The organism is Couchioplanes azureus, from assembly GCF_014648355.1.
GTDB lineage: Bacteria > Actinomycetota > Actinomycetes > Mycobacteriales > Micromonosporaceae > Actinoplanes > Actinoplanes azureus.
Window position 1 is genome coordinate 132,832 of sequence record NZ_BMQY01000007.1, and the last position, 26,470, is coordinate 159,301.

22 protein-coding genes are annotated in these 26,470 nt (G+C 72.8%); 11 read left to right on the forward strand and 11 right to left on the reverse strand.

Translation table 11 applies throughout. The annotated features are described in order from the left end of the window. Positions 1-56: 56 nt before the first annotated feature. Both IEY99_RS24240 and IEY99_RS24245 read left to right on the forward strand, forming a co-directional pair. Positions 57-1,202, forward strand: coding sequence for an acyl-CoA dehydrogenase family protein (locus tag IEY99_RS24240; RefSeq protein WP_189206359.1), 1,146 nt, complete (start codon positions 57-59; stop codon positions 1,200-1,202). A gap of 101 nt (positions 1,203-1,303) precedes the next feature. Next, positions 1,304-2,041, forward strand: coding sequence for a VOC family protein (locus tag IEY99_RS24245; RefSeq protein ID WP_189206360.1), 738 nt, complete (start codon positions 1,304-1,306; stop codon positions 2,039-2,041). Positions 2,042-2,119: 78 nt separating this feature from the next. Here IEY99_RS24245 and IEY99_RS24250 read toward each other — a convergent pair whose 3' ends face one another. Together IEY99_RS24250 and IEY99_RS24255 are read right to left on the reverse strand one after the other, a co-directional pair. After that, a complete protein-coding gene (locus IEY99_RS24250; RefSeq protein WP_189206361.1) occupies positions 2,120-3,121 on the reverse strand; it encodes a hypothetical protein in 1,002 nt (333 codons plus the stop codon). Positions 3,122-3,320: 199 nt separating this feature from the next. Further along, entirely contained in the window at positions 3,321-3,980 is a 660-nt protein-coding gene (locus IEY99_RS24255; protein ID WP_189206362.1) for a GNAT family N-acetyltransferase, read from the reverse strand. A 273-nt stretch (positions 3,981-4,253) separates the two neighbouring features. Here IEY99_RS24255 and IEY99_RS24260 point away from each other — a divergent pair, with 273 nt between their 5' ends. Then, positions 4,254-4,829, forward strand: coding sequence for a hypothetical protein (locus IEY99_RS24260; RefSeq protein ID WP_189206363.1), 576 nt, complete (start codon positions 4,254-4,256; stop codon positions 4,827-4,829). Between the two features lie 77 nt (positions 4,830-4,906). Here the strand turns inward: IEY99_RS24260 and IEY99_RS24265 are convergent, their stop codons facing one another. Continuing rightward, the gene (locus tag IEY99_RS24265) at positions 4,907-5,512 is read right to left on the reverse strand and encodes an acyl-CoA-like ligand-binding transcription factor (RefSeq protein ID WP_229799198.1); all 606 of its coding nucleotides are present in this window, start codon (positions 5,510-5,512) and stop codon (positions 4,907-4,909) included. Between the two features lie 61 nt (positions 5,513-5,573). Here IEY99_RS24265 and IEY99_RS24270 point away from each other — a divergent pair, with 61 nt between their 5' ends. Next, the gene (locus tag IEY99_RS24270; protein ID WP_229799199.1) at positions 5,574-6,455 is read left to right on the forward strand and encodes an oxidoreductase; all 882 of its coding nucleotides are present in this window, start codon (positions 5,574-5,576) and stop codon (positions 6,453-6,455) included. Between the two features lie 26 nt (positions 6,456-6,481). On the opposite strand, the gene IEY99_RS24275 is transcribed toward IEY99_RS24270, so the two are convergent. Further along, positions 6,482-6,748 carry a helix-turn-helix domain-containing protein gene (locus IEY99_RS24275; protein ID WP_189206365.1) on the reverse strand — a complete coding sequence of 89 codons (267 nt, stop codon included), beginning with the start codon at positions 6,746-6,748 and terminating at the stop codon, positions 6,482-6,484. 87 nt (positions 6,749-6,835) lie between these two features. Here IEY99_RS24275 and map point away from each other — a divergent pair, with 87 nt between their 5' ends. Both map and IEY99_RS24285 read left to right on the forward strand, forming a co-directional pair. Beyond that, positions 6,836-7,609 carry a type I methionyl aminopeptidase gene (gene map, locus IEY99_RS24280; RefSeq protein WP_189206366.1) on the forward strand — a complete coding sequence of 258 codons (774 nt, stop codon included), beginning with the start codon at positions 6,836-6,838 and terminating at the stop codon, positions 7,607-7,609. Positions 7,610-7,894: 285 nt separating this feature from the next. After that, positions 7,895-10,246 carry a putative bifunctional diguanylate cyclase/phosphodiesterase gene (locus tag IEY99_RS24285; RefSeq protein ID WP_189206367.1) on the forward strand — a complete coding sequence of 784 codons (2,352 nt, stop codon included), beginning with the start codon at positions 7,895-7,897 and terminating at the stop codon, positions 10,244-10,246. Between the two features lie 9 nt (positions 10,247-10,255). Here the strand turns inward: IEY99_RS24285 and IEY99_RS24290 are convergent, their stop codons facing one another. Next, positions 10,256-10,924: a dienelactone hydrolase family protein gene (locus tag IEY99_RS24290; RefSeq protein WP_189206368.1), complete on the reverse strand. Its 669-nt coding sequence runs from the start codon at positions 10,922-10,924 to the stop codon at positions 10,256-10,258. A 227-nt stretch (positions 10,925-11,151) separates the two neighbouring features. On the opposite strand from IEY99_RS24290, the gene IEY99_RS24295 reads away from it, so the two are divergent. Then, positions 11,152-12,765 (forward strand): histidine kinase N-terminal 7TM domain-containing diguanylate cyclase, encoded by a 1,614-nt coding sequence (locus IEY99_RS24295; RefSeq protein ID WP_189206369.1) that lies wholly within the window; start codon positions 11,152-11,154, stop codon positions 12,763-12,765. 7 nt (positions 12,766-12,772) lie between these two features. Here the strand turns inward: IEY99_RS24295 and IEY99_RS24300 are convergent, their stop codons facing one another. Continuing rightward, a complete protein-coding gene (locus IEY99_RS24300) occupies positions 12,773-13,501 on the reverse strand; it encodes an MBL fold metallo-hydrolase (RefSeq protein WP_189206370.1) in 729 nt (242 codons plus the stop codon). A gap of 96 nt (positions 13,502-13,597) precedes the next feature. On the opposite strand from IEY99_RS24300, the gene IEY99_RS24305 reads away from it, so the two are divergent. Next, on the forward strand, positions 13,598-14,161 hold the full coding sequence (locus tag IEY99_RS24305; RefSeq protein ID WP_189206371.1) for a TetR/AcrR family transcriptional regulator: 564 nt from the start codon (positions 13,598-13,600) through the stop codon (positions 14,159-14,161). A 21-nt stretch (positions 14,162-14,182) separates the two neighbouring features. On the opposite strand, the gene IEY99_RS34475 is transcribed toward IEY99_RS24305, so the two are convergent. Further along, entirely contained in the window at positions 14,183-16,747 is a 2,565-nt protein-coding gene (locus IEY99_RS34475) for an SGNH hydrolase domain-containing protein (RefSeq protein ID WP_229799200.1), read from the reverse strand. 338 nt (positions 16,748-17,085) lie between these two features. On the opposite strand from IEY99_RS34475, the gene IEY99_RS24315 reads away from it, so the two are divergent. After that, positions 17,086-17,313 carry a hypothetical protein gene (locus IEY99_RS24315; RefSeq protein WP_189206372.1) on the forward strand — a complete coding sequence of 76 codons (228 nt, stop codon included), beginning with the start codon at positions 17,086-17,088 and terminating at the stop codon, positions 17,311-17,313. Positions 17,314-17,316: 3 nt separating this feature from the next. Here the strand turns inward: IEY99_RS24315 and IEY99_RS24320 are convergent, their stop codons facing one another. Continuing rightward, positions 17,317-17,643 carry an STAS domain-containing protein gene (locus IEY99_RS24320; protein ID WP_189206373.1) on the reverse strand — a complete coding sequence of 109 codons (327 nt, stop codon included), beginning with the start codon at positions 17,641-17,643 and terminating at the stop codon, positions 17,317-17,319. A 193-nt stretch (positions 17,644-17,836) separates the two neighbouring features. Here IEY99_RS24320 and IEY99_RS24325 point away from each other — a divergent pair, with 193 nt between their 5' ends. After that, positions 17,837-20,017: a two-component system sensor histidine kinase NtrB gene (locus IEY99_RS24325; RefSeq protein WP_189206374.1), complete on the forward strand. Its 2,181-nt coding sequence runs from the start codon at positions 17,837-17,839 to the stop codon at positions 20,015-20,017. After that, a complete protein-coding gene (locus tag IEY99_RS24330; protein WP_189206375.1) occupies positions 20,014-21,207 on the forward strand; it encodes an HDOD domain-containing protein in 1,194 nt (397 codons plus the stop codon). The genes IEY99_RS24325 and IEY99_RS24330 overlap by 4 nt, the downstream gene beginning before the upstream one ends. Positions 21,208-21,229: 22 nt before the next feature. Here the strand turns inward: IEY99_RS24330 and IEY99_RS24335 are convergent, their stop codons facing one another. Genes IEY99_RS24335 through IEY99_RS24345 form a run of 3 tightly spaced genes read right to left on the reverse strand, consistent with a single transcriptional unit; the run spans position 21,230 to position 26,387 of the window. Then, entirely contained in the window at positions 21,230-22,405 is a 1,176-nt protein-coding gene (locus IEY99_RS24335) for an HD domain-containing phosphohydrolase (protein WP_189206376.1), read from the reverse strand. A gap of 53 nt (positions 22,406-22,458) precedes the next feature. Then, positions 22,459-24,723, reverse strand: a complete 2,265-nt coding sequence (locus IEY99_RS24340) for a PAS domain-containing sensor histidine kinase (RefSeq protein WP_189206377.1) — start codon at positions 24,721-24,723, stop codon at positions 22,459-22,461. Continuing rightward, positions 24,720-26,387: a S8 family peptidase gene (locus IEY99_RS24345; RefSeq protein ID WP_189206378.1), complete on the reverse strand. Its 1,668-nt coding sequence runs from the start codon at positions 26,385-26,387 to the stop codon at positions 24,720-24,722. The genes IEY99_RS24340 and IEY99_RS24345 overlap by 4 nt, the downstream gene beginning before the upstream one ends. Positions 26,388-26,470: the final 83 nt, after the last annotated feature.

A 26,470-nucleotide genomic window follows, 5' to 3' on the forward strand; every position in this document is an offset into this window, starting at 1 on the left:
AGAAAAACAATCAAGCGTGCTTGTTTTCGGCGGGTCGGCTTCGCTAGCGTCGGCCCATGCGCCTGAACGAGGACCACCGCGCCTTCGCCGCCAGCGTCCGCCGCTTCGTCGACACCGAGATCAACCCGTACGTCGACGAGTGGGAGGCGGCCGGCCGGGTGCCCCTGCACGACGTGTTCCCCAAGGCCGCGAAGCTGGGCCTGCTCGGCCTGGAGTACGGCGCGGAGTACGGCGGGGAGGGCGCCGACCACAGCTTCCAGATGGTGGCCGCCGAGGAGTACGGGCGGATCCACGCCGGCGGCGTCGGCATGGCCCTCGGCGTGCAGGCGATGATGGCGACGCCGTCGCTGCACGACTACGGCTCCGAGGAGCTCAAACAGCGCTACCTCGCCCCCGCGGTCGCCGGCACCGCGGTCGTCTCGATCGCCGTCACCGAGCCCGACACCGGCTCCGACGTCGCCCGCCTGCGCACCCGCGCGGTCCGCGACGGCGACGACTGGGTCATCACCGGCCGCAAGTTCTACATCACCAACGGCGCCCAGGCCGACTGGCTCTGCCTGCTCGCCCGCACCTCGGACGAGGGCGGATACCAGGGCATGTCACAGATCGTCGTGCCCACCGACCTTCCCGGCTTCCACGTCGCCCGCACCTTCGACAAGCTCGGCCACCGCTGCTCCGACACCGCCGAGCTGGTGCTGGACGAGGTGCGCGTCCCGGTCGCCAACACCATCGGCCGGGAGGGCCGCGGCTTCCAGCAGCAGATGCAGCAGTTCGTCATCGAGCGGATGTTCGCCGCGTACACCGCCGTCGGCCAGTGCCAGTACGCCCTGGACCGCACCCGTCAGTTCGTCCACGACCGCACCGTCTTCGGCAGCCCGCTCGCCGACCGGCAGTACGTCGCCTTCCGCCTCACCGAGCTGCAGGCCGAAGTGGACCTGCTGCGCAGCCACAACCTGATCACCTGCGAGGCCCGGATGGCCGGCGAGGACATCACCCGCCTGGCGACGGTGGCCAAGCTCAAGGCGGGCCGGCTGCAGCGCGAGGTCGCCGACTGGTGCCTGCAGTTCCACGGTGGCATGGGCTACCTGGAGGAGACCTGGACGGCCCGCACCCTCCGCGACGCCCGGCTGACCTCGATCGGCGCGGGAGCGGACGAGGTGATGCTCCAGGTCCTCGCCCGCCTCGACGGCCTGCCCGCGTAGGCCGGCCCTTTGGCGGCCGGCCCGCGTGGGCCGCCCTCCTCGGCGGCCTGTCCGCGTAGGCCGCCCGGCCTCCTCGGCGCTCGGGCCCTAAGATCGCCGGCATGGCTACGCGGCTCGTGCAGATCACCATGAAGGCCCGGGACGACTCCGCGCTGGGCGGCTTCTGGGCGCAGGTGCTCGGCTGGGGGGTCTCCAGCGAGGGACCCGGCGTGACCAACCTCGAACCCGAGGGCTTCGTCTACCCGGACCCGGTCGCTGTCTGCGTCGACCTCGTCGTCTCCCCGGAACCCAAGACGGTGAAGAACCGCGTGCACGTCGACCTCGCCACCACCTCGGCGGCCCACCAGGCGGAGGTGGTCACGCGCCTGAGGGATCTCGGCGCGACACCCGCCGACGTGGGCCAGGGCGACGTCCCGTGGACGGTCCTGGCCGACCCGGAGGGCAACGAGTTCTGCGTGCTCGACCCCCGGCCGCTCCACCGCGACACCGGACCGATCGCCGCGGTGGTGGTCGACTGCGCGGATCCCCGGGCCCTGGTTCGCTTCTGGGGCGAGGCCATGGACTGGACCGTGCACGACGTGACCGATGACCACGCGGTCATGCGGTCCACCCAGGGCGTCGGCCCGTATCTGCGGTTCGTCCGCACACCCGACGTGAAGAGCGTGTGGAACCGCGTCCATCTCGACGTGCGCCCCTACCCGGGTGACGACGCGGAGACCGAGGCGGCCAGACTGCGGGCGCTCGGCGCCACCGCCGTCGACCTGGGCCCGACCGATGTCCCGTGGACGGTCCTGGCCGACCCGGAGGGCAACGAGTTCTGCCTCCTTGCCCCGGGCTGAACCGGAGCCCTGGTCAGCCGCTCACCTCGGCCGCCGGCGAGACGCCCCGGTTCCGCTGAGGGCTCGAACAAGGAGTCATCACGTCCTCCGCCTCGCTCGCCTCACAATGGCGACCACGGCCAGGAAGCCCAGCAAACTGAACCCAGCCCCCTCCAGCAAACGACGTCTTGTGCGGGATGCTCGAGTGGGTGTGCTGGCCGCAGGTTTGGTTGGACGTCGGGCCGCGGGTGCCGAGTTGCCAGGCGTGCTGCCGGTCGACTGCTCACCCGTTGTGGCATCGTGCAGAGCGTGGCGAGCGCGGCCGGTGCTCCTCTCCGGATCAGGGTGCCGATCATCGGAATCGGAAGGATTCCCGCGGCGTCGCTTACCGTTCCTTCGCAGGGAGGTCAGGGCGCTGACCACAAGTTCGGACAACCAGACGAATGCGCCGCCTGCGATACCGACCAGGCCGCCTGCGACGAATATCTGGCGCTCGCGGGCAGCCTGGCGGTCGGCGAGCTGGGCCGTGATCTTGAGGTTGCTCACCGGTCTTTCGGCCGACGCCAGATCGAATTCCCACTCCAGACGCCCGGCGTCGGCAAGCTGCGGGCTGGTGAATACATTCTCCATATCCGCGGGCGTGTCTTTCACCCGCATGTGCACCGAGGAGCCGGTGGGGAGCGGCGGGTAGCCGAAGCCGGCACTCTTCGGGAGAGCAGGCAGCTGAACGATGCCCGGAAAGCGGTAGGTCACTCTCGCTCCCGAGGTCTTGCTCGGGCCTGCCCCACTGGAGCCGATCATCAGCGCTTGGCGCAACCGGCCGGACTCGTCGGAGTCCTCGATCGACATGGACGTGTGGACGCAGTCTTGCATGCTGCCGAAGGCCTGCGAGAAGAGCGTGACACCGCCCGGCGTCCTGAACGGGGTCCACTCTATGGGGCGGAGCTTGTTGTCCATGAATTGGGGATCGTCGGCAAAAGCGCCGCAGAGAAGTATGACGACCTGAAGATCATGCACCGAAGGGTTGGTGGCGACCTGCGTCAGGGCAATGTCCAGGCTCGTCCGGCCGGGTCGGTCGTCGACATCGAAGATCGCGTCCACTGTGAGTGGAGCCCGCTGTGACGAGGGTGCCGCAGCGGCTATCCCGATCGTTCCGGGCGCGCCTATTCGCGGAGTCGAGACGAACTGGCTCGATATCATGACGTAGGAGGCCGTGGCCGCGGAAAGCATGAGAAGCAGTGCAGCGAGTATGAGGTAGACGCTGTGACTACGTGGTTGCTCCGACTCGCGGGACACCCGATCAGTGTATCGAGATGCCCCCGCGCCGATCGCAGTCCTCCACGAGTCGAGAACGCGGCGGATCAAGCGGACCAGCGATCGGGCCGGTCCATTCCGTCGCCAGGGCTGACATGACGATCGAGTCGACCCGCTCGCCGTCGAACACGAAGGCGTCGCGTCTCACGCCCTCGGGCTTGAACCCGGCCTTCTCGTAGACTCGCCGGGCTCGTGGATTGAAGGCGTAGACCTCGAGACTCACGCGATGCAGGGACAGCGTGGTGAACGCATAGTGGAGAACGAGGGTGGTCGCCTCCGTGCCGAGCCCGCGCCCGCGCCCGCTGGGGCCGATCAAGATGCGGAAGTTGCCGCTTTCGTTCGCCGGCTCCCAGTCGTTCAGCACGACCTCGCCCACGCACGCCGCGGAGTCGTTGTCGATGATCGCCAGGTCGAGCCGGTCGGCCTGACTGTTGCGGGATCCGTACCAACTCCGCAGCCGATCGTCGATGTCGGGTCTGCGACCGGCGGCTTCGGCGCTGGTGTGGACGCTGCCGGTCAGCCGCGCCACCTCGGGATCCGCGATCGCTGCCGCGATGGCCGGCAGGTCGTCGTCGTGGAACGGCCGCAGGGTCACCTTGCGGCCGTGAAGCACCGGCTTGACGGCAAATGCGGAGAGGACGGTCACCTCAGGCACCCTAGATTGCCGGCCTCTCGGGTCGCCTCTGGATTTCGCCTTGCACGGCGGGGCCCGCGGTGAGCGGCTTCGCGCCGAGGGCGGCGGATCTGCGGGCGCGCCGCGTGCGATGAGGACATCCGCCGAAGGCGGTGTCCGCCGCACGGTCGTCGCTCGGTGCGGGCCGCCGCGCACGAGGTCACTCGTTCAGGGCCGGACGATGCGGACTCTTGCGCCGCCGTGCACCATCGAGGGTGACGGGCTCGGCGGCGATGGAGGCTCGGGTTGTCTGATGGTGCACCGCCCGGACAAGATGCGGCTCTCGCGGAGTTCAATGCGCTGCGCGCCGAGCTCGTCGGCCGGCAGCACAGCCAGCAGGCGCTGCTGTCCATCCAGCTGACCGCCGCCGGGGCGCTCTTCAGCCTGGCGCTGTCGGGCGCGGGGCGCTCGGCCGTGCTGCTGATCCTTCCGCTGGTGACGTACATGCTGGCGGGCCGCCACGTCTCTCACAGCTATGCCTGTCTCAGCATCGCGACCTACATCCGCACCGAGCTGAGCGGCCGGACGGCGGGCGGGCTCGGCTGGGAGGACTGGCTGCGCGCCCATCGGTCCAGCCCCCGGCCCTACCGGACCTTGAACCCGCTGTTCATCACGTTTCCCGGGATCAGCATCCTGGCCGTCGCCGGCTCTCTGCCCTATCTGGCCGGTCTGGCGGCCTCGGCGACCGCGGCGATGCTGTGGGCGGCCTGGCTCGCGGGGGTCGCGCTCACCGGGTCGTCGGCGCGCCTCGTCTGGCAGGTTCGCAGCGACTCGTTCCTGTGGACGGGGCCGCTGCCCGAGGCCGGGCGATCGGGACCGTGACCTCGGGTGGGGGTTCGCCCGAGGTGACGGCGTAGCGAGGGCAGGAGCGGTGATGGCGGGCGACGTCGGCGCTTGCGTCAGACCTCGAGTGCCGGGTCCAGGAGTGCGAACGCGCGCTCGGTCAGGGCGAGCGGATCCACCGCGCCGTCGCTGAGGGCCCAGCGTTCCATCGCGGTGTCGAAGGCCGCAAGGGCCATCCGCGTGGCGAGGTCGGGGAACAGGTCGCCGGCGTCCAGCCCGAGCCGCCGTGCCAGCACCGCCGCGAGGCCGGCCTGCCAGCGGGCCTGGAGTTCCAGGGAGCGGGCGCGCAGCGCCGGGGTCCGCTGGATCAGCCGGACCACCGCCAGGGTCTTCACCGGGTCGTGGTGGTCCGCGCAGAAGTCGAGCGCCACCGTGACGGCGTGCCGCAGGGCCACCGCCGGGGACTCGGCGGCCGGTCGGGCGGCCAGCTCGTCGCGCATCTGGTCGCCCAGGTCGGCCAGCAGCTGGATGACCACCTCCTCCTTGGACGCGTAGTAGCGGTGGAAGGTGCGCCGGGACATCCCCGCGGCGGCCACGATGTCGTCCACCGTCGTCTCGTCGTACCCGCGGGCGGCGAGCAGTTGCAGGGCCACCTCCCGCAGCTCCTCGCTGATCAGCTGCCGCTTGCGTTCGGCCAGCGTGGGGATCCGGTCCTGCGCCATGCCGGTAGGGTACGCCATGACGTGGTTGACACACTGTGTCACCAAGGGCACGATGAGCCGCATGATGACGACAGGTCGCGTTTTCGTGGTCACCGGGGCGAGCGGCGGGCTCGGTCTGGCCACCGCCCGGGCGCTCACCGACAGGGGCGCCCACGTGATTCTGGCCGTACGGGACGAGCGGAAGGGCCGGGCGGCGCAGGCCGGGCTGACCGGCGGCTCCTGCGAGGTGCGCCGGCTCGACCTGGCCGATCTCGACTCGGTGCGTGCCTTCGCCGCCGGGCTCGACCGGGTCGACGTACTGATCAACAACGCCGGGGTGATGGCGCCGCCGCGGACCCTCACCCGGCAGGGCCACGAGCTGCAGTTCGGGGTGAACCACCTGGCGCACTTCGCCCTCACCGGGCTCCTTCTCGACCGGCTGAGCGCCGGCGACGACCCGCGCGTGGTCACGGTGAGCTCGGTGCTGCACAAGAGCGGCCGGCTCGACTTCGCGGACCTGAACGGGGAGCGCCGCTACCGCGCCACCGCCGCCTACAACCACTCCAAGCTGGCCAACGCCGTCTTCGGCCTGGAACTGCACCGCCGCCTGACCGCCGCCGGCTCCCCGGTGCGCAGCCTGCTCGCCCATCCCGGGTACGCGGCGACGGGCCTGCAGGCCGCCGTCCGGCCCGGCCTCTACCGCACCCTGCTCACGAGGATCGGCAACCCTCTGCTGGCGGTCGGCGCCGACCAGGGGGCGCGGCCGACGGTCCATGCCGCGACCAGCCCGCAGGTGCGCGGCGGAGAGTTCATCGGCCCGGGCGGCTTCGCCGGGATGCGTGGCGCGCCGGGCGTCGTGCGGCCCGCCAGGGTCGCCAGCGATCCCTCGACCGGTCGCCGCCTGTGGGAGGTGTCGGAGGAGCTGACCGGTGTCCGGTTTCCGCTGCCTCGGCCCGCGGCCTGACGCGGCGATGTGGCGGTGGCCGGTCCCTAGGACGCCTGGCGGATCGGCATGTCGGCCAGCCAGGCGTCGGCCAGGTCGCCGAGGGGGACGTCGAGGGCCTGGCTGAGGCAGACCACGGTGCCGAACGCCGGGGCGGGCAGACGGCCCGCCTCGATCTTGCGCAGCGTCTCGGGGGAGATGCCGGCCGCCAGGGCCACCTCGGCGAGGCTGCGGGCGGCCCGCGCGGCCCGGAGGGCGGCGCCCAGGCGCCGGCCCGCGGCGATCTGTTCGGCGGTGAGAGGCTGGCGCACCATGCCGGCAGGATATCCCGCCGGGGAGTGCTCGATCGCGTGGTATAAAAATACCGGTATAAAAATACCGTGCCGGAGGGGGAGGCCGCCATGATCGAGCTCAAGTCCGCCGAGGAGATCGGCCGGATGGCGGTGGCCGGGCAGTTCGTCGGCGAGCTGCTCGCCGAGCTGAGCGGTGCGGCCGCGGTCGGTGTCAACCTGATGGAGCTCGAGGAGCACGCCCGCCGCCGGATCAAGGAGCGCGGCGCCGAGTCCTGCTACTGGGACTACGCCCCGTCGTTCGGTCGCGGCCCGTTCCGCAACGTACTGTGCCTGTCGGTCAACGACGCGGTGCTGCACGGCCTGCCGCACGACTACGTCCTGCGCGACGGTGACCTGCTCAGCATCGACATGGCGGCCGGCGTCGACGGCTGGGTCGCCGACTCCGCGCTCTCCGTCGTCGTCGGCACGCCCGACCCGGCCGACCTGACGCTGATCGAGGCCACCGAGGTCGCGCTGGAGGCCGGCATCGCCGCCGCCCGGCCCGGCGGCCGCCTCGGTGACATCTCCGCCGCGATCGGCGAGGTCGCCCGCTCCTACGGGTACGGCGTCAACGCCGAGTTCGGCGGGCACGGCATCGGCCGGACCATGCACGAGGCCCCGCACGTGCCCAACACCGGCCGGCCGCGCCGGGGCATGCGGCTCGACCCCGGCCTCACCATCGCCATCGAGCCCTGGTTCTGCCGCTCGACGGACCGGATCAGGTTCGACGACGACGGCTGGACGATCCGGTCCGCCGACGGCTCCCGCACCGCCCACTCCGAGCACACCGTCGCGGTCACGGACTCCGGCCCCCAGGTCCTGACCCGCCGCCCCACCCGGTGACGCTCTCCAGGGAGGGATGCTCAGGACGCCGCCGGTCCGGGCCGCCCGGCGTAGCGGCCCGGCGCGATCGGCGGCCGCGCCGGGCGCCCAGGCCGGCTAGATCGGACTGGTCCTGGCGGGCCCGGCCGTCGCCGCCCTCGTCGCGGCCCACCGGTAGGGCGTCGGCTCCGACGGCCGGGGACTTCGCGCGCTGCAACCGAATGGCGACCCGTTCTGCTCCCGAACGGCACCCGGGACGGTCCACGCTGAGGCACTCAGCACCTGCCCTGGCGAGAAGGCGGCCGCATGACAGCTCAGCAGCGAGTCCGGGACCCGTTCCCGGCTGCGCTGGCCGGCGCCCGGGCCTGGTGGTGGTTCCTGCTCGGCGGCCTGCCGGTCCTGCTCGTTGGCGTCTGGCTGCGGCCGGCCGGCCAGCAGGCCGCGTACGTGCTGCTCGACACCGCCTCCGTCGCCGCCGTCGTCCTCGGGATCCGGGCCCACCGCCCGGCCCGCCGGGTGCCGTGGTGGCTGCTGGCGGCGGGCCTGGCCTGCGGGGCCGTGAGCGACCTGGCGTGGGGCATCGCCTTCGTCGTGGACATGCCGCCGAGCGGCGTCACCGTCATCGACGCGGTCTACTACGCGATGTACGTCCTGCTCGCCGCCGCGCTCGCCGCGCTGGTCAGCCGGGGCCGGGGCTCCGCGCTGGTCGGCATGGCCGAGGCCGGCATCGTCGGGTGCACCGCCGCGGTGCTCGCCTGGGTGTTCCTGGTGGACCCGGTCGTCGAGGGGTGGACCGGCGGCACCGCCGGCTACGGCACGCTGGCGTACCCGATGCTCGACCTGGTCCTGCTGACCATGGCCGTCCGCCTGGCCGTCACCGGCGGAGCCATCAGCCACGCCCACCGCCTGCTTCTGATCGCCGTCGGCACGCTCATGGTCGCCGACGTCGGCTACTTCGTGTGGTACGCCTCCGGCGGCTCCTGGTCCGGCTCGCCCCTCAGCGTCGCCTGCTGGATGCTGTTCCACCTGCTCTGCGGCGCGGCCGCGCTGCACCCCTCGATGGCGTCCGGCAACGGCGCGACGGCGATCGGCCGGTACTGGCGGTCCCCGCGGCGGATGACCGCCCTGTACGCCGTCGTGGTGCTGATCGGGCCGGCGGTCACCGCGTACGCGATCTGGCAGGACCACGGCCGTGGCGCGTTCGGCGTCGCCGACGTCATCCTGCCGCTGGGCGCCACCGCCGTCACCGCGGTCCTGCTGGTGGTCCGGCTCTCGCACACCAGCACCCTGGTCAACCGGCGGGCCGCGGACCTGCAGACCGCGCTGACCGACCAGGCGGCGATGCAGGAGCAGATGACCCACCTGGCGATGCACGACGCCCTGACCGGCCTGCCGAACCGCCTGTACCTGGACCGCCTGATCCAGGCGGCGGTCGACGAGGGCCGGCCGGGGTGCCTGCTCATCGTGGACCTGGACGGCTTCCAGCACGTCAACGACAGCTTCGGCCACCCCATCGGCGACGCCCTGCTCTACGAGGTCGCCGGGCGGCTGCGGGAGGAGGTCGCCGGCGCGGCCAAGCTGGCCCGCCTGGGCGGCGACGAGTTCGCGCTGCTGCTGCACGACGGCGACGAGCTGATCGCCGAGGGGCAGGCGCAGGCCGTTCTGACGACGCTGCGGCACCCGGTCGAGGTGCGGGGCCACCGCCTGCACGTCACGGCGAGCATCGGGCTGCGGCAGCTCGCCGGCGCCGCGGACAGCACCGAGGTCCTCAGCGACGCCGACCTCGCCCTCTACGCCGCGAAGGCGGCCGGCAAGGACCGGGTGGTCAGGTACGACGCCACGCTGCGCGAGCGCCAGCTCCAGCGGATCGACGTGGTGGACCGGCTGCGCACCGCCATCGGCACCGAGGCCATCGTGGTGCACTACCAGCCGATCGTCTCGCTGAGCACGGGCCAGTTCACCGCGGTGGAGGCGCTGGTGCGCTGGGTGCCGCCGGGCCAGGACCCGATCGGCCCGGACGACTTCGTCCCCGCCGCCGAGGACAGCGGGCTCATCGTGCCGCTCGGCGAGCAGGTCCTGCGGCAGGCGTGCCGCGACGCCGCGGCCTGGTACCACGAGTACGGCACCAAGCTGACCGTCAACGTCTCGCCCCGCCAGCTCGCCGAGCCCGACTTCGCCTCCCGGGTACGCCGTGCGCTCCGCGACGCCGGCCTGCCCGCCGCCGCGCTGATCCTGGAGATCACCGAGGGCGTGCTCGTGGCGGCCGGCGCGCAGGCGGAACAGTGCATCGCGCACCTGGGCGAGTTGCGCCGCGCCGGGGTGCAGGTCGCCGTGGACGACTTCGGCACCGGCTACTCGTCCCTGGCCTACCTGCGCGACCTGCCCATCGACATCCTGAAGATCGACCGCTCGTTCATGCCGGACGCCGCGACGGGGGATGCGGCCCAGCAGGTGGCGCTCGTCCGGACGATCGTCGACCTGGCGCACACGCTGCGGCTGACCGCCGTCGCCGAGGGCGTCGAGACGGACGAGCAGACCGCGGTCCTGCGGACCCTCGGCTGCGACAAGGGCCAGGGCTTCCACTACGGCCGGCCGGCCTCCGCCGACCGCACCTCCGCCGTCCTCGCGGGCGCGCTCACCGCCCCCGCCCAGTCCTGACGGCGGGTCCTACCGGCGAGCGGCCGGAGCCGCGAGGTGGTCGCCGAACCATCGTCCGGCCTCCTCGGCGACCTGCTCCAGGGTGCCGGGCTCCTCGAACAGGTGGGTCGCCGTCGGGATGATCCGTAGTTCCGCGGTCGCCCGCAGGGAGTTGCGGGCCTGCTGGTTGAGCTCGAGCACCCGCGGGTCGCGTTCGCCGACGATCAGCAGCGTCGGCGCGGCGACCTGGACCAGCGCCGGTCCCGCCAGGTCGGGGCGCCCGCCGCGGGACACCACCGCCTGTACCGGGCCGGGCCGTGCGGCGGCGGCCACCAGCGCGGCCGCGGCTCCCGTGCTCGCGCCGAACAGGCCGACCGGCAGCCCCGCCGTCGCCGGTTGCTCCCGGAGCCAGTCGATGATCCCGACCAGCCGGTCGGCGAGCAGGCCGACGTCGAAGCGCAGATCGGCGGTGTGCAGGTCGACCCGCTCCTCGTCGGCGGTCAGCAGGTCGACCAGCAAGGTCGCCAGCCGGCGCCGGTTCAGCGCCTCGCCCACCGCGCGGTTGCGGGGGCTCTGCCGGGAGCTGCCGCTGCCGTGCGCGAACAGCACCAGCCCGGCGGCGTGCTCGGGCAGGTTGAGGTCCCCGTCGAGATGGACGCCCGCCGTACCGATCCGGTGGGCCGTCGTCCAGGTGGTCATGTCCGTCCCCTTCTCGTCGTTCGGTCGGACTTCCGCGGGGATAGGTCTGAGGGTCACCTCCGACGTTCCGCGGCCCGTCGCGTACCCGCGTACCGTGGGCTCATTCCCGCCGGCCACCGGGCCGCGGGGGCGAATCGGGTGCAGCCACGCCGGGCCGCTCACGCCCGGCGCCGGCCTGCCGATCGGCGGGATGTAGAGATCGTCGGATCAGAGAGGTGGTGCCGGCCATGTGGCGGCAGGCTCTGGTCCTTCTCTTCGCCGTGTCCGCCCTGGTCGCGGCCGCGGTGACGGTCAAGAGCTGGCGCCGGCGGGACGCGACGGCGGCCATCCGCTCGCTGGTGCTCATCGGCGCCGGCACCGTGGTGTGGGCGGTGGCCGACCTGTGCGGGGTGCTGACCGCCGACCCGGCCCGGGTGGTGCTCGCCAAGGCGGCGGTCTTCCCCGCCGTGTGCGCGGTGATCGCCGGCGTCTTCTGTCTCTGCCTGGCGGTGGTCGACCGCGGCTGGCGGCTGTCGCGCCGCACCCTGGGGCTGCTCGCCGTCGAGCCGGTGCTGGTCTCGATCGCCATCGCGACCAACCCCTGGCATCATCTGTTCGTCCTGGCCGACGTGCGCACCATGCCGGTGGGAGGCCTGGCGGTTCCCGTCTTCGGGCCGCTGTTCTACGCGCACGCGCTCTACTCGAACGTCCTGCTCGCGATCTCGCTCGGGCGCCTGGTCATGGCCCGGCGGCAGGCGCCGCCGGCACACCGGCGGGTCATGGAGCTGGTGCTGGTGGTCGTGGTGCCGCCGGTGCTGGTGAACACCGTGGTCAACCTGTCGCCCGTTCCGGTCGTCGACGTGACGGTGGTCGTCTTCACCTTCTCCGCGGCCCTGCTGGTGTGGGGGCTGCAGCGCCGGATCTTCGCCGACCTGGTGCCGGTCGCCCATCAGCGGATCCTCGCCACCATCGACGACGCCGTCACCGTCATCGACCTCTCCGGCCGGGTCCTGGACCACAATCCGGCCGCGGAGCGGCTGGCCCGGCGGCTCGTGCCGGAGCTGCCCGCGACGCTGATCGGCGTGCCGGTGGCCGACCTGCTGGGCCACCTCACCCTCACCGGTTCCGCCACCGAGCACGACATCGTCGACGCCCACCACCGCGGCATCGACCTCAACGTCCGCGTCAACGTCCTCGACGACGGTCGGGGCGGGCACCTCGGCTGGACCCTGGTGGTGCGGGACACGACCGAGACCAACCGGCAGCGCCTGGCGCTCGAAGACGCCAACCGGCAGCTGCGCGACCAGCTGCACACCATCGAGCTGCTCCGCGCCGACCTCGCCGAGCAGGCGGTCCGCGACACCCTCACCGGGCTGCACAACCGCCGTCACCTGATGGCGGCCCTGCACCGGGAGGTGTCGCTCAGCAACCGGGCCTTCACGCTCGTCCTCATCGACATCGACCACTTCAAGCAGGTCAACGACACGTACGGGCACGCCGTCGGCGACGAGGTGCTCACCCACGTCGCCGGCATCCTCGCCGACGAGATGCGCCACGACGACATCGTGTCCCGCCACGGCGGCGAGGAGTTCGTGCTGCTGCTCTTCGGCGCGGACCCGGCGCGGGCGCGGGCCCGCATCGAGAACCTGCGGACCCGGCTCGCCGCCACACCGGTCGACGCCGGCGGCACCCCGGTGAGCGTGACCTTCAGCGCCGGACTGACCGGGTTCACCGGCACCGGAACACCGGCGACGCTGCTCGCGGAGGCCGACGAGGCCCTCTACCGGGCGAAGCGCAACGGCCGCAACCGCGTGGAGCTGGCCGGCACCATGGCGGCGCTGTCGTCCGCCGGCTCGGGCTGACACCGGCTCATCCGCGGGAAGCCTGGGCGGCCGCCTCCCTGACCCGGCGTACGGCCTCCCGGACGCCCCCGTCCCACGGCGCACCGTGGCCCGGCAGCACCCACTTCGCCTCCAGCCCCGCGAGAACGTCGAGCGACGCCAGCGCCTGCGCCGCATCGTCGGTGAAGGGTGCCGGCTGCGGTCCCCGCCGGCCGGTCAGGACGTGCCTCGTGGTGAGGGCGTCCCCCACGAAGACGGCGTTCGCCCCGGGCACGTGCACGGCGACGCTGCCCGGCGAGTGACCCGGCAGAGCGATGATCCGCGGCGCGCCCGGCAGGTCGAGGACGTCGCCGTCGGCCACTTCGGACACCGCGGTGAGATATCTGGTCCGCAGTCCTCCCTTGCGGCTCGCGTACCAGAGGAAGCGTGCCGTGGCGCCGACCTTGGCGTGCCCCCAGCCGGTGTGGGGCTTGCCCTCGCCGCGGGCCCGCGCGGCGTCCGCCGCATGGACGTGGACCGCGACGCCGTGCTCGCGCCGTAGCCGCTCCGCGAAGCCGAGATGGTCGCTGTCGCCGTGGGTCAGGACCACGCCGCGGATGTCGGCGGGGGAGCGCCCCAGCCCGGCGAGCTCGGCGAGCAGCTCCCGCCAGTGCCCGGGCAGCCCGGCGTCGACGACGGTCACTCCGTCGCTGGTCACGACCAGGTACGCCGCGACGATGTCGTTGCCGATGCGATGCAGGTGATGATCGAGCCTCATGATTCCGCCCCTCCGGTCGCCATTCGATGGCTACGATACATAGCCATCATGGCTACGGTCCATAGCTATGATGAAGGCCGACCGGAAGGAGCACGCATGCCGACGCCCGAACGGACGTCCCTGGAGGAGATCGTCGAGGCCGCCCGCGAGATCCTCGAGCGGGACGGCCTCACGCGCCTGACCATGCAGGCGGTGGCGCAGCGCGTGGGCGTCCGCGCGCCGTCGCTGTACAAGCGGGTGCGCGACCGGGACGACCTGATCCGCCTGGTCACCGAGGCCACCGTCCGCGACCTGGGCGACCGGCTCCACGCCGTCGCCGCCGGCGGCGACCCCCGCACGCGCCTGGCCGAGCTCGTCCACGCCCTGCGGGCCTTCGCCCGCGCCCGTCCCGCGGGCTACCACCTGGTCTTCGCGAACGCGCCCGCGCCGGCCCGGCCCGAGGTGCGCGCGCTGGCCGACGCGGCGGCCCCGGTGCTGCAGGTCGCGGCGGAGCTGGCCGGCCCGGCTCACGCGCGGGAGGCCGCCCGTACGCTCACCGCCTGGGCGCACGGCTTCATCAGCATGGAACTCGCCGGCGCCTTCAACCTCGGCGGGGACGTCGACCGCGCCTACGAGTACGGCATCGCCCTGCTGGCGGGGGCCTTCACGAAACCGTCGTGAAGGCCCCGCCGGGCGGCCTCGTCACTTCGGCAGGCTGGCGTTCAGCAGTGGCGTCAGCGCCGCGGAGTACGCCGTGCTGATGTGGCTGCCGTCCTTCCACACCAGCAGGTTGCCCACCACCGGCGGGCAGACGGCGGCGGTGCAGAACCAGCCCTGGGAGTCGATCACCTTGGCGCCCAGGGAGGCGGCCTTCGCCGCGACCGCCTTGCGGCGGGCCGGCTCGTAGAACGCCTCGGCGACCCTGGCGCCGCACTTGTCCGTCGACTTCGGGTTGGTCACCATGCAGTCCGGCGTCGAGTTGGGCGGCCAGGGCGTGTCCAGCAGCAGGACCGGCACGGAGCCGGCCTTCTTGATCCGGTCCAGGGTCTTGGTCCAGGCGGCCACCCAGAACTCGTCCCGGACCGTCCGCTTGTCCAGCAACTTGCCGTCCGGCGCGACCAGGCCGTCGCCGTTGCCGCCGTTCGAGGAGAGCACCACGAACTTCGGGCGCTTCTGCGCGATCTCGTCGAGGACCTTCTCCCGCCAGTCCGAGCATTCCTTGTAGGCGCGCTTCAGCACGCTGTTGTAGACCTGCACCGACGGGGCGGGGCAGGCGCTCTTGGTGCGGGAGTAGAGCTGGAGGCCCCGCTTCTTGGCCACCGCGTCGACCGCCGGGAACCAGTGGCCGGCGTGCGAGTCGCCGAGCAGGAAAATGCTGTCCTTGCCCTTCGGGTTGCCGTACAGGCACGGGCCGTCCGCGGTGACGATCTCGTATTCGAGGTGGCACTTGTCCTGGTAGATCACCGGCTGGTCGGTCGCCGCGGACTGCGGCGCGGGCCGCACGTTCGACGGCAGCCGCGTCCGCCGGGCGGACTCGGCGAGCAGCGTCTGCAGGGCCGCCCGGGGGTCGGGCGCCTTGGCGAGCATGCTGGTGGGATCCGGGACCGCTTCGCCGGTCTCCACGGGCGGCGTGAACCGGCCGGCGCCGAAAGCGATTCCGGCGGTCACGCTGGACAGCACGAGGCCGACCGCGATACCGCGCCCGGCGCTCGCCTTGATCGACGGACGGTTGCGGGCGGGATTCTCCACCAGGTGGTACGACAGGACGGCGACGACGAGCGAGGCGGCCGAGAGCGCCAGGCCGAGCTCCAGCGACGGCTCGCGGCCCAGCGCGGCCGGGCCGATCATCAGCGCCGGCCAGTGCCACAGGTACCAGCTGTAGGAGTACCGCCCGATCAGCTGGAACGGCTTCACCTTGAGCAGCCCGGCGACGCTGCCCCGCGGCGCCGCGCAGCCGCCCGCGATGATCGCCGCAGAGCCCAGTACCGGCACCAGCGCGGCCGTGCCGGGGAACGCGGTGTGCTCGTCGTAGACGAACGCCGAAGTGATCACGGCGGCCACGCCGGCCCAGGTGAGCAGGGCGGCGAACGGGCCGGGCAGCCGGGAGAGCCGGGACGCGGCGACGGCCACGAGCGCGCCCACCGCCAGCTCCCAGACCCGCGTGTGCGCGCCGAAGTACGCCCACGGCGCCGCCGACTCGGTCTGCGTCACGGAGGCGCCCAGCGACACCGCGGCGACCACGATCAACGCCAGGGTGAGCGGGACCCGGGTCGCGGGCTTCTTCTCCGGGGTCTTGTCGACGACCGGAGCCACGATCTCCTTGCGCGGCTCGCCCGTCGGGTATCGGGACGCCGCGAGGCTCCGCGGATGCTGTGCCGGAGCCGGGCTGCCGGGTCGGGGTCCGTAGCCCCGGGAGTGCGGCGCCGGGGCCGCTGCGCCCGGCCGCACGGGTGCGGAGGCCGCGGCCCGATGTACCGGTGCCGGGCTGCCGGGCCGGGGTCCGTGGCCCCAGCCCTGCGGTGCCGGGGCCACGCCGGCCGGCCGGACGGCTGCCGAGCCCCCATTGCGCTGAGCCGGAGCCGGGCTGCCCGGCCAGACGGGTACCGAGGCCGCGGCCCGCGGTGCCGGCGCCGGGCCGGCCGGGCGCGGCCCGTTGCCCCAGCCCTGCGGTGCCGGGACCGAGCCGGCCGGCCGGACGGCTGCCGAGCCCCCATTGCGCTGAGCCGGAGCCGGACCGCCTGACCGGACGGCTGCGGAACCCCCGGTCCGTGGTGCCGGGGCCTCCTCCGGGGACTCCTTCGCGCGGCGGCGGGCCCAGATCGCGGCGTAGATCAGCATGAGCAGCGGCCAGACGAGGTAGAACTGCTCCTCGACGGCCAGGGACCAGAAGTGCTGCAGCGGCGACGGCGCGGCGTCGGCGTTGAGGTAGTCGACGCCCTCGTCGGCGAGGCGCCAGTTGATGCCGTAGAAGGTCGCGAAGAGCCCGTCCAGGCTGATCGAGTGGAACCGGGTGGACGGCAGCCAGAACCAGGCGCCCGCCAGCGTGGCGACCAGGACCAGCGCCGACGCGGGCAGCAGCCGGACCGCCCGGCGCGCGTAGAAGCCGCTCAGCGAGATGGTGCCGGTGCGGTCCAGCTCCTTCAGCAGCAGCGTCGTGATCAGGAAGCCGGAGATCACGAAGAAGACGTCGACACCCACGTAGCCGCCGGCCAGGGTCGCCATGCCGGCGTGCGACAGGACCACGAGGGTCACCGCGATGGCGCGCATGCCCTCGATGTCCGGCCGGAAACCGGAGTGGGCGCGCGCTTGCCGAGCTGCGGCCGGCGCCTCGGAAGCGCGCGGGGTAACGACGGGGTCGTGGATAACCGACATGTCCTGCCTTCGCGATGATCCCCGCAGCGCTGGCCCGCTCCGCGGAGGGAGGGAGATCGTACCGATGAGTAGGGCCGGTCAGCAGCCCGGAAAGCCGGATCCCGGCCGTGGCCTGGGTCTCATCGTCGCGAGGACCGCCGGAGGTCACGGACCAGAGTGGTCATTTCGGACCGGCGTGGCGGGCGGCGCGGAAATGGGTCGCGGCCTTCCCGGCGTACGGGCACGATACGGCGATGGCCGGCACACCTGAGGGATTCGCGTTCCGCCTCCGCGGCAGCGGGGAGGTGGAAGTGCTGCACCACGGCCGCGTCGCCACCGTGCTGCGCGGCTCGGCCGCGGCCCGGTTCCTGGCCGACGTGGACCGGGGGGATCCGCAGGAGCTGATGGCCCGCGTGACCGGCAACTACCGGCGCGGCAACGAGCGGACGGCGCGCAACCATCCCCGCAACCGGGGCCGGTGACCGTCAGGCCCGGCTGTGCGGCTCCTCGGTCAGCACCTCGTGCAGGTTGGTCAGCTCGAGCACCATGCGGACCATCGGTCCGGGGTGGCGCAGCGTGAGGGTGATCGCCCGGGCGCTCGCCGCCTTCTGGGCGGCGACCAGCATGCCGAGGCCCGTGGAGTCGAGGAACGTCACCGCGCTCATGTCCACGTCGAGGCGCGTGCAGTCGCCGCGGTCGACGACCTGATGCAGCACCTGGCGCAGGACTGCCGCGTTGTCCGCGTCCACGTCGCCCTCGGGCACCACGACGATCGTGTCGCCATCCCGCTCGATGGTGCAGTCGAATGGCATGATCGTCTTCCTCCCGGGGTCCGGTTCACGGCTACCCCCTGGGCACCCCGGTCAAACACCGGAAACGTCAGAGCGTTGGCCCCGCGGCCAGACGGGCTATTTCAGACCGATTTCGCGTAGCCCCTGCAAAAATATGGCGATACACGCCATGGGTCCGATAGCCCGTGCAGACACCTCGGCCGGAGGGGCGGCGATGGTTTCTTGGACGTGGTGGGCGCGGCGCTGGCTTCGCGGCACCGACACGATGCTGGGACAGGTACGCACGCTGTTCCTCGGCATCCTGGTGGTCTGGCCGCTCTTCGGCCTGTGGGGCCTGTACGGCGCCGACCCGGGGATCGCCCTGCCCGCCGCGGCGGCCGCCGTCCTCGTCCTGGTCTGGCTCTACCTCGGTTACCGGCGGCAGCGCTTCCCGGCGTGGAGCTGGATCCCCGAGGGAGCGGCCGTAGGCCTGGTCGCCGTGGCGTCCGGCTTCGGCGTCTCCCTCGGCCTGTGCTTCGTCTGGCTCAACTTCCGGGCCCTGTACGGCAGCGGACGCGAGAAGTTCCTCGCCGCCGCCGTGCTGTGCGGCATCATGATCGCCGGCATGACGGTCGTCGGCGTCCCGGCCGGCAAGGCCCTGCCGTTGCTCCTGCTGGCGTTGTTGTCGCTGGCCGTCAACCACGTGCTCGCCCGGGGCAGCAGCGCCCGCGACCGGACGGCGGAGCGGGAGGGCACGCTGGCCTCCGCCGGAGGCGGCCTGGTCGCCTCGACCACCCGGGCCGAGGCGATGGACGTGACCCTGGGTGCCGCGCTCAGCATGGACCGCGCCGCCAGCGCCGCGCTCATCATCACCGTCGCCGGCCCGGCGCTGCACGTCATCGCCGCCGCCGGGGTGGTCGGTCCGGAGGCCGCCGGCTGGGTGACCGAGAAGAACCGGCTGCCCGAGGAGGTCGCCGCCGCGCTGCGCCCCGGCGGGTTCACGATCGTCGACGGCGAGCCCGCCGCCGCGATGATCGAGGTGCTGCGGCTGCCGCCGCATCCCGTGGTGGTCGTCGCCCCGATGGCCGCGCACGGAACGGTCTTCGGGATGCTGGTGCTGGCCCTCGAACGCAAGCCGGAGGACGACCTGTCCGCGGCGGTGACCACCCTGGCCGACGAGGCGGCGCTCACCCTCGACCAGCTGTTGAGCCGGTCGCGGCTGAGCATCGTGGTGGAGCACTCCGGCGACGCGCTGGTGCTGTCCGGCGAGGCCGGCTTCATCCGCTTCGTCAACCCGGCCGCCGCCAAGATGCTCGGCTGCTCGAGCGACGAGCTGCTCGGCCGCGGCCTGTGGTCGCTGGTGCACGAGGACGACGCGGACGCGCTGCGCGACGCCGCGAACTCGCACCTGCCCTCGGCACCGGTCCCGGCGCGGATCCGGGGGCGCGAGGACGCCGAGTGGACGGATGTGGAGGCGCTGGTCGAGTACGTCAACGAGCACGACGGCTCGCGCAGCATCGTCTTCACCGCACGTGACGTCTCGGAGCGGCACCGCCTGGAGCTCGAGCTGCGGCACGCGCAGAAGCTGGAGTCGGTCGGGCGCCTCGCCGCCGGCATCGCGCACGAGATCAACACGCCGATCCAGTTCGTCGGGGACAACGTCCGGTTCCTGGACACCGCCTTCACCGACCTGGAACGGCTGTGCGGCGCGTACCGCGAGCTGGTCTCGGCCGTGCAGGAGCAGGGCGACGTCGAGGCCGCCCTGCGCAACGTCGAGGAGGTGGCCACCGACATCGACGTCGAGTTCGTGATGGAGGAGGTGCCCACCGCCGTCTCCCAGACCCTGGAGGGCGTCAACCGGGTGGCGCACATCGTGCGCGCCATGAAGGCCTTCGGTCATCCCGGGTCGGAGGAGAAGAGCCGCGCGGACCTCAACGAGGCGATCCAGAACACCATCGTGGTGGCGAACAACGAGATCAAGTACGTCGCCGACGTGGAGACCGACTTCGGCGAGCTGCCCCTGGTCCACTGCCACCTGGGCGACATCGGCCAGGTGGTGCTGAACCTGGTCATCAACGCCGCCCACGCGATCGGCGCGGCGGACCGCGGCCGGGGCACGATCACCGTGCGGACCCGCCAGGACGGCGACTTCGCCGTCATCGAGGTGGTCGACACCGGCACCGGCGTGCCACCGGAGATCGCCGACAAGCTGTTCGACCCGTTCTTCACGACCAAGGAGGTCGGCACGGGGACCGGTCAGGGGCTCGCACTGGTACGCACCCTGGTCACCGACCGGCACGGCGGCACCATCGACTTCACCAGCACGGTCGGGGTCGGCACGACCTTCACCGTACGGTTGCCGGTCGCCGGCATCGAATCCGCCCGGGGGGACCGGCTCATGGAGGCTGCGCAGTGAGCCGCCGGCCGCACGTGCTGTTCGTCGACGACGAGCCCCGCATCCTCGGCGGCCTACGCCGCATGCTCCGGACGCACCGCGACCGCTGGGACATGTCCTTCGCGGAGGGCGGCGAGGCGGCCCTGGCCGCCCTGCGCGAGCGGCCGTGCGACGTCATCGTGTCCGACTACCGGATGCCCGGCATGAACGGCGCGCAGCTGCTGGAGCGCGTCCGCACCGAGTATCCCGGCACCGCCCGGGTCATCCTGTCCGGGCAGACCAACGAGGACAACCTGCTCAGCATCATGGTGCTGGCGCACGAGTTCCTCACCAAGCCGAGCTCGCCGGAGCAGCTGGTCGCCACGGTCGAGCGGCTCATCGACGTGCGTACGGGCGGGCCGGGCGCCGACCGGGCCGTGCTGCAGTCGCTGCCGAGCCCGCCGGACACGCTGGTGCGGCTGATCGAGGCCCTGGACGGCGACGAGGCGTCGGCGCAGGCGGTCGGCTCGGTGATCGAGGAGGACCCGGCCGCCACGGCGAAGGTGCTGCAGCTGGTGAACTCGTCGGCGTACACGGTGGGGCGCAAGGTCAGCAACGTCGGTCAGGCCGTGTCGCTGCTCGGGCTGCCGACCGTCCGCGGGCTGATCTGCATGCACGACCTGATCCGGACCTTCGACGTCTCCGGCGAGATCCCGGTCGAGTGGATAGAGGCCCTCACCCTGCACTCGGTCGAGACGTCACGGCTGTGCCGCTTGCTCGCCGAGGGTACGGAGTGGGAGAACAACGCCTTCACCGCCGGCCTGCTGCACGAGGTGGGCCAGCTGGTCCTCGCCTCCCTGCAGCCGGAGGCGTTCGCCCGGGCGTTGTGGCAATGGCGCGACCCGGACCCGGAGCCGGAACCCACCTTCCTGTGTGCCGTGGAGTCGGCGGTGCTCGGCTCCACCCACGTCGACGCGGGAGCGGGCCTGCTGCGCTTCTGGGGTCTTCCCGACGCGGTGATCGAGGCGGTCGCCGGGCACGCCACGACGGCGCAGCCCGAGGCGGCCACCGACGCGTGCCGCACCGTCGTACTGGCTCACCTGGTGGTGGAGGCGGATCTCGCGCCGGTGTGCGGGCTCGCCGGGCCGGTCGCGCTCGACGAGTCGCGGCTCGACCCGCACAGCCGCGAGGCGATCACCCGGTGGCGGCGCCAGCATTCCCGGCAGGGCTGACGGCGGTCTCGTCCGCCGGTCGTCACCGGACCATGTCCGGGCCGAGCTCCTCGTCGACGACCATCAGGGGCTCCGCGACGCCTTCCTCGAGCGCGGCGAAGTTCTTCAGCCGGGTGATCAGGCTGATGGTGATCTCCTGGCCGGCGTTGACCAGCAGCATGCCCGACTTGTTGCGGACGGGGGCGGCGAGCGCCATGCCGACCTGGAGGTCGTTCAGCGCGATGGCGCGGACCTTCTCCGTCTCGGAGATCGAGGTGGCCTCGAACGCCTCCAGCACCTCCGGGTCGTACTCGTCCTCGCTGGCGCGCAGGGTCGCGAGCGTCGCCGCGGGCGACAGCCCGTGCATGATCAGGCTGTCGTGGTCCTGGACGAACCGGAGTAGCCGGCCGGCGAACGGGATCTGGTGCCCGGAGACGCCGTCCTTCGGGGTGCCCGAGCCGTCGTAACCCTTGCGGCAGTAGCGGATGGCGTCGGCCACCGGCGCCATGCGCGGGATTCCGGAGATCAGCTGCTCGGCGACGTGCGGAAGCTGGTCCACCATGACCTGCTCGGCGGGGGTGAGATCGGCGGGGTTGTCGAGCTTCTCCGCGACGCTGGGCGGCAGCGCCACCACGCCCAGCTGGGACATGTCGACGGCCAGTTCCACCGCCCACCGGTCCTGGACCTCCATCTGGTCCAGGATGGCGGTGGCCACCCGGCGCATCCGGGCCGCCCGCCCGAAAGCGAGCGGGCTGGACAGCGACAGCACGTCGGTCAGCGCCTTGACGCTGCCGCGCAGTGTCTGTTCGAGCAGTTCCCGTTCGGCCACGACCAACCGGTGCTGGGCCACGCAGTCGCGCAGGGCCTCGATCATGGTCTCGGTGTCGACCGGCTTGAGCACCATCCGGAAGACGTGGCCCTTGTTGACCGTCGCGGCGGCGTCGGCGAGGCTCGTGTGACCGGTGAGCAGCATGCGGGTGCTGGTGGGCGAGGCCTTCGCGGCGGCGGCCAGGAACTCGGCGCCGTTGATACCGGGCATCAGGAAGTCGGAGACGATCACCTCGAAGGGATCGACCGCCTTCATGGCGAAGAGCCCCTTGGCGGCGCCGACCGCGGTCTCCACCGTGAAGTCCTTGCGCAGCTGCCGCCGGAGCCCGTCGAGCAGGTTGGGCTCGTCGTCGACCAGCAGGATCCGGGGACGATCGACGGGGGTCGTCATGCCAGCTCCTCGTGCTCGTCCGGATTAGGACGAATATATCCCTAATGGGGCGGTCAAGAGTCTGTTTCAGGCGTTGCGCGGGGCAGTGCCAGGGTGGCGACCGACCCGCGGGTGAAGACCGACTCCACCGTGACGTCGCCGTCCATCGCGCGGGCCAGCTGGCGGGCGATGAACAGGCCGAGACCGGTGCCGCCGGTGCTCATCGTCATGGGGTCCTCGACGCGGTGGAACTTCTCGAAGATCTTCTCGAGCTGGTCCGCCGGAATACCCCGGCCCCGGTCGCGGACGTCGACGTACGCGCACGTCTCCTCGAGCCGCATCTGCACCACCACCTCGGTGTCCTCCGGCGAGTACTTGAGCCCGTTGCCGATGAGGTTCGCGAGCACCTGCAGCGTGCGGCCGTCGTCGCAGCGCACCGGGACGGGTCCCGGCGGCAGGTCCACGACGATGCGCTCGGAGCCGAGGTCGCGGGCGGCCTGCTCGACCAGGGCGTGCAGGTCGTGCTCGGCCACGGAGACGTGCAGGGACATCTCCTCCGGGTTGTCGCCGAAGCGTGAGGCGAGCAGCAGGTCCTCCACCAGCCGGGACAGGTGCCCGGCGCGGTCGCCGATGAGGTTGAGCGCGTCCAGCCGCTTCTGCGGGGTCATCCGCTCGCCCCGGCTGCGCAGCAGGTCGACATAGCCGATGATCGGCGTCAGCGGGGTGCGCAGCTCGTGCGAGACCATGGCGATGAAGTCGGACTTGAGCCGCTCGGTGCGGTACTCCCGGGTCAGGTCGCTGATGACCACCACGTCGCGGCCCACGGTACCGGCGGTGAAGATCGCGGAGTGCGCCAGCCGCAGCCGGCGCTGCTCGCCGTCGTGGCGCCGCACGCTCAGCTCGACGACGGTACGCGGCTGCTCGGCCGTGACCGGCATCAGCAGGGGGCGTTCGTCCTCGGCGGGCACGTCGAGGACGTCGGCGAGCAGCCGCCCGGTGGCCTCGTCGGCGCCGACGCCGGTGATCTCGGCCAGCGCCCGGCTCCACATCCGGATCGACCCGTCGCCGTCGACCACCATGATGCCCTCGGTGGACTGCTCGACCACGGCCTGCAGCTTGCTCGTCTCGTCCACGAGCCGGTCGAGGTGCTCGGCGCCCAGCATGGCCACGGCCAGGGCGCTGGCCAGCGAGGCGAGCAGGGTGACGTCGCCGGTGGTCATCCACCCGCGGTCGCGTTCGCGGATGGCGAAGGCGGCGGTGCCCAGCCGGCGCCCGCCGCTCTGCACCGGCACGACGATCATCCGGCGCAGGCCCTCCGGCAGCTCGTCGGCGAGCTGCACGGGAGCGTCGACCGCGCCCAGCGCGGCCAGGTACGGCGGCACGGCCCCCCGCCGCAGCGTCCCCGGATCGGCGGCCTCCACCGACAGGGCCTCGTCGTCGTTCTCCAGCACCGCGACGGCGAGGTCGGCGCCGAACGCCTCGCGCACCAGCAGGAGGAACTGCGGTACCACGTCGCCGCGCTCGGCCAGGGCGTGGGAGAGCTGGAGCAGGCACGCCGACCGGGCGCGCTCGTCGGCCTCCCGCGCCGCCGCCCGGTAGGCGAACGTGACGGCGAGGGCGGGCATCGCCATGAAGGGCAGCAGCAGCGGGGCATGCAGCGCGATCTCCGCGGTCGTCAGCCCGGTCGCCATGGTGCCGACGGCCATGTAGGCGGACAGTCGCGCCTCGGAGCGCACGATCCGCCACGGCGGCGTCTTGGTGATCACGCCGAGGATCTGCGCCAGGCAGCACAGGTTGACCCCGGTGAAGGCGACGGTTCCCACCACGACGCCGGCCAGCACGCCGGCCGTCATCACGCCCGGCGAGCCGCCGACCAGGTGCACGATGGCGATCAGCACGGCCGCGGCGGCGGTGTAGGTGCCGAGGTTGAAGACGGCCTTCATGACCGGGCGGCGCTGCAGCACGCCGGCGACCAGCAGCCCCACGGCGGCCGCCACGAGGGCGTCCTCGGGCGGCAGGAGCAGCACGTCGATGACGAGCGCCGCCTCGTAGAGCGTCAGCTCCTCGACGGCGTCGCCGTGGCGCAGCCGGACGACGGTGAGCTCGGCGAGGCAACTGAGCACGGTCAGGCCGGGCAGCAGCCACGCGGTCGGCACGCCGAGTCCCCGCAGCACGCTGGGGTGCCCGGCGAATCCCAGCACGACGGCGGCGGCGAGCCCGCTTCCCAGCAGGGTCACCGCCACCACCCGGCGCAGGATCGGATCCTGCAGGTGTTCCCGCACGGCGCCGGCCACCCGGGTGTTTCCCGGGCGGCCGGCGTGTGACGGGGCTGAGCTCACGACGGGGGCATCCACGCCCAGGACCGGGCGCTCCACCGCTCCGCCGCCCAGGCCCGGGCGGCCCAGTCGTCGCCGGCCCAGGCGCGGGCCGTCCAGTCCGCGTCCGCCCAGGCCCGCGCGGCCCAGTCGTCGGACGCCCAGGCCCGTGCGGCCCAGGCCCGCGCCGCCCACGCCCGGGCGGCCCAGTCCTCGCCCGCCCAGGCCCGTGCGGCCCAGGCGCGCGCGGCCCAGGCGCGGGCGGCCGGGTCCAGCTGGGCCCAGGCCCGCGCCGCCCAGTCGCGCGAGCCCGCGCTCAGCTTGTTCCACGCCTGCTCGGCGGCCTCCTGGTCGTCGTCCGCCACCGCCTTGGCGAAGGCCGCCCAGCGCTTGGCGTCGCGGCCCACCGTGGCGGTGTCCGCGTCGTACTGGCGCTGGACCTTGCCGGCCTTCCAGCCGGCCGCCGCGGCGAGCACCGCGGGGGCGTCGAGCCCGCCCACGCCGCCGCCGAGCTCCCGGCTCAGCCCGGGGCTGGCGTACGCGGTGCTGGTGACGAGGTTCTTCACCGCGTCCGGCCGCAGCTTCGGCTGCACCGCGAGGGCGCCGGCGATGACGCCGGAGGTGACCGCGGCGGCCATCGAGGTGCCGGAGCCGCGGAAGTACCCGTCGCCGACGCGCGCCTGCGGGTAGGCCTGGTCGACCACGCTGCCCGGCGAGCGCAGGCTCACCACGTGACCGCCGGCGGCCACCAGGTCGGGCTTGGCGTCGCCCTGCCAGGTCGGTCCGCGCCCGGACCAGGCGCCGACCACGTCGTCGCCGCGGTCGCTGGTGCCGGAGACGTCCAGGCCACCCGTGGTGAGCAGCAGCGGGTCGTTGCCCGGCGAGGTGACCGTGCCCTCGCCCGGGCCGTCGTTGCCGGAGGGCACGACGACCGTGATGCCCTGGTGCCACAGCGACTCCAGCGCCTGGGTCAGCGGGTCGATCTGGTACGGCAGCGGGCTCTGCGAGGACAGGGAGAGGTTGACGACCTGCACGTCCTTGCGGTGGTCGCTGATCCACTGCAGTCCGCTGAGCACGGTGGTGAGGTCGGTGCGGCCCTGCTCGTCGGCGACCTTGACGTCGATGAGCTTCGCGCCCGGCGCCACCCCCCGGTGCGCGCCGTCCGAGGCCTCGCCGGTGGCGGCGATCAGGCCGGCCATGAAGGTGCCGTGGCCGTAGCCGTCGCCGTCGCCCGTGCCGCTGAGGTCGACCCGGCGCTCGACCTGCCCGGCGAGGTCGGGCACGTCGGCGATGCCGGTGTCGACCACGGCCACCGTCACGCCCCGGCCCTCGGTGCCCTGCGCGGGCATGCCGACCATCTGGCGGATCGTCTCGGCGGCTCCGGACTCGGCCGGTACCGCCGCGGCGGCGACCTTGATCTCGCGCTGCGGCGCGACGAGCCAGCGGGGATCGAGGTGACTGCCCGTGGGCAGTTGCGCCGCGACGCCGCGGACCACGGGCAGCAGGGTCACGACCCGTCCGCCCGCCGCGCGCACCGCCTCGGCGGCCCCGTCGGCATCCGTACCGGTCACGACGACGTCGCGCCATGCCACCGGGGTGGGGTGCGCACTCGCGGGAGCCGGGAGCCCGGCGACCACGAGAGCCGTCACGGCCGCGGCCCCCAGGCTCCTGCGGTAGGGGTTCTTCACGTCCTGCCACCTTCCATTCACTCAGAGTAGTTGAGCGAGTCCGTAAGATCCCTCCGGCCGCGAATGCCGGTGTTCTCTCGTGG

Coding starts and splice junctions, on each gene's coding strand:
- IEY99_RS24240 (WP_189206359.1), top strand. CDS start 57: ATGCGCCTGAACGAGGACCACCGCGCCTTCGCCGCCAGCGTCCGCCGC.
- IEY99_RS24245 (WP_189206360.1), top strand. CDS start 1,304: ATGGCTACGCGGCTCGTGCAGATCACCATGAAGGCCCGGGACGACTCC.
- IEY99_RS24265 (WP_229799198.1), bottom strand. CDS start 5,512: ATGGCGCAGGACCGGATCCCCACGCTGGCCGAACGCAAGCGGCAGCTG.
- IEY99_RS24270 (WP_229799199.1), top strand. CDS start 5,574: ATGATGACGACAGGTCGCGTTTTCGTGGTCACCGGGGCGAGCGGCGGG.
- IEY99_RS24275 (WP_189206365.1), bottom strand. CDS start 6,748: ATGGTGCGCCAGCCTCTCACCGCCGAACAGATCGCCGCGGGCCGGCGC.
- map (WP_189206366.1), top strand. CDS start 6,836: ATGATCGAGCTCAAGTCCGCCGAGGAGATCGGCCGGATGGCGGTGGCC.
- IEY99_RS24285 (WP_189206367.1), top strand. CDS start 7,895: ATGACAGCTCAGCAGCGAGTCCGGGACCCGTTCCCGGCTGCGCTGGCC.
- IEY99_RS24290 (WP_189206368.1), bottom strand. CDS start 10,924: ATGACCACCTGGACGACGGCCCACCGGATCGGTACGGCGGGCGTCCAT.
- IEY99_RS24295 (WP_189206369.1), top strand. CDS start 11,152: ATGTGGCGGCAGGCTCTGGTCCTTCTCTTCGCCGTGTCCGCCCTGGTC.
- IEY99_RS24300 (WP_189206370.1), bottom strand. CDS start 13,501: ATGAGGCTCGATCATCACCTGCATCGCATCGGCAACGACATCGTCGCG.
- IEY99_RS24305 (WP_189206371.1), top strand. CDS start 13,598: ATGCCGACGCCCGAACGGACGTCCCTGGAGGAGATCGTCGAGGCCGCC.
- IEY99_RS34475 (WP_229799200.1), bottom strand. CDS start 16,747: ATGCGCGCCATCGCGGTGACCCTCGTGGTCCTGTCGCACGCCGGCATG.
- IEY99_RS24315 (WP_189206372.1), top strand. CDS start 17,086: ATGGCCGGCACACCTGAGGGATTCGCGTTCCGCCTCCGCGGCAGCGGG.
- IEY99_RS24320 (WP_189206373.1), bottom strand. CDS start 17,643: ATGCCATTCGACTGCACCATCGAGCGGGATGGCGACACGATCGTCGTG.
- IEY99_RS24325 (WP_189206374.1), top strand. CDS start 17,837: ATGGTTTCTTGGACGTGGTGGGCGCGGCGCTGGCTTCGCGGCACCGAC.
- IEY99_RS24335 (WP_189206376.1), bottom strand. CDS start 22,405: ATGACGACCCCCGTCGATCGTCCCCGGATCCTGCTGGTCGACGACGAG.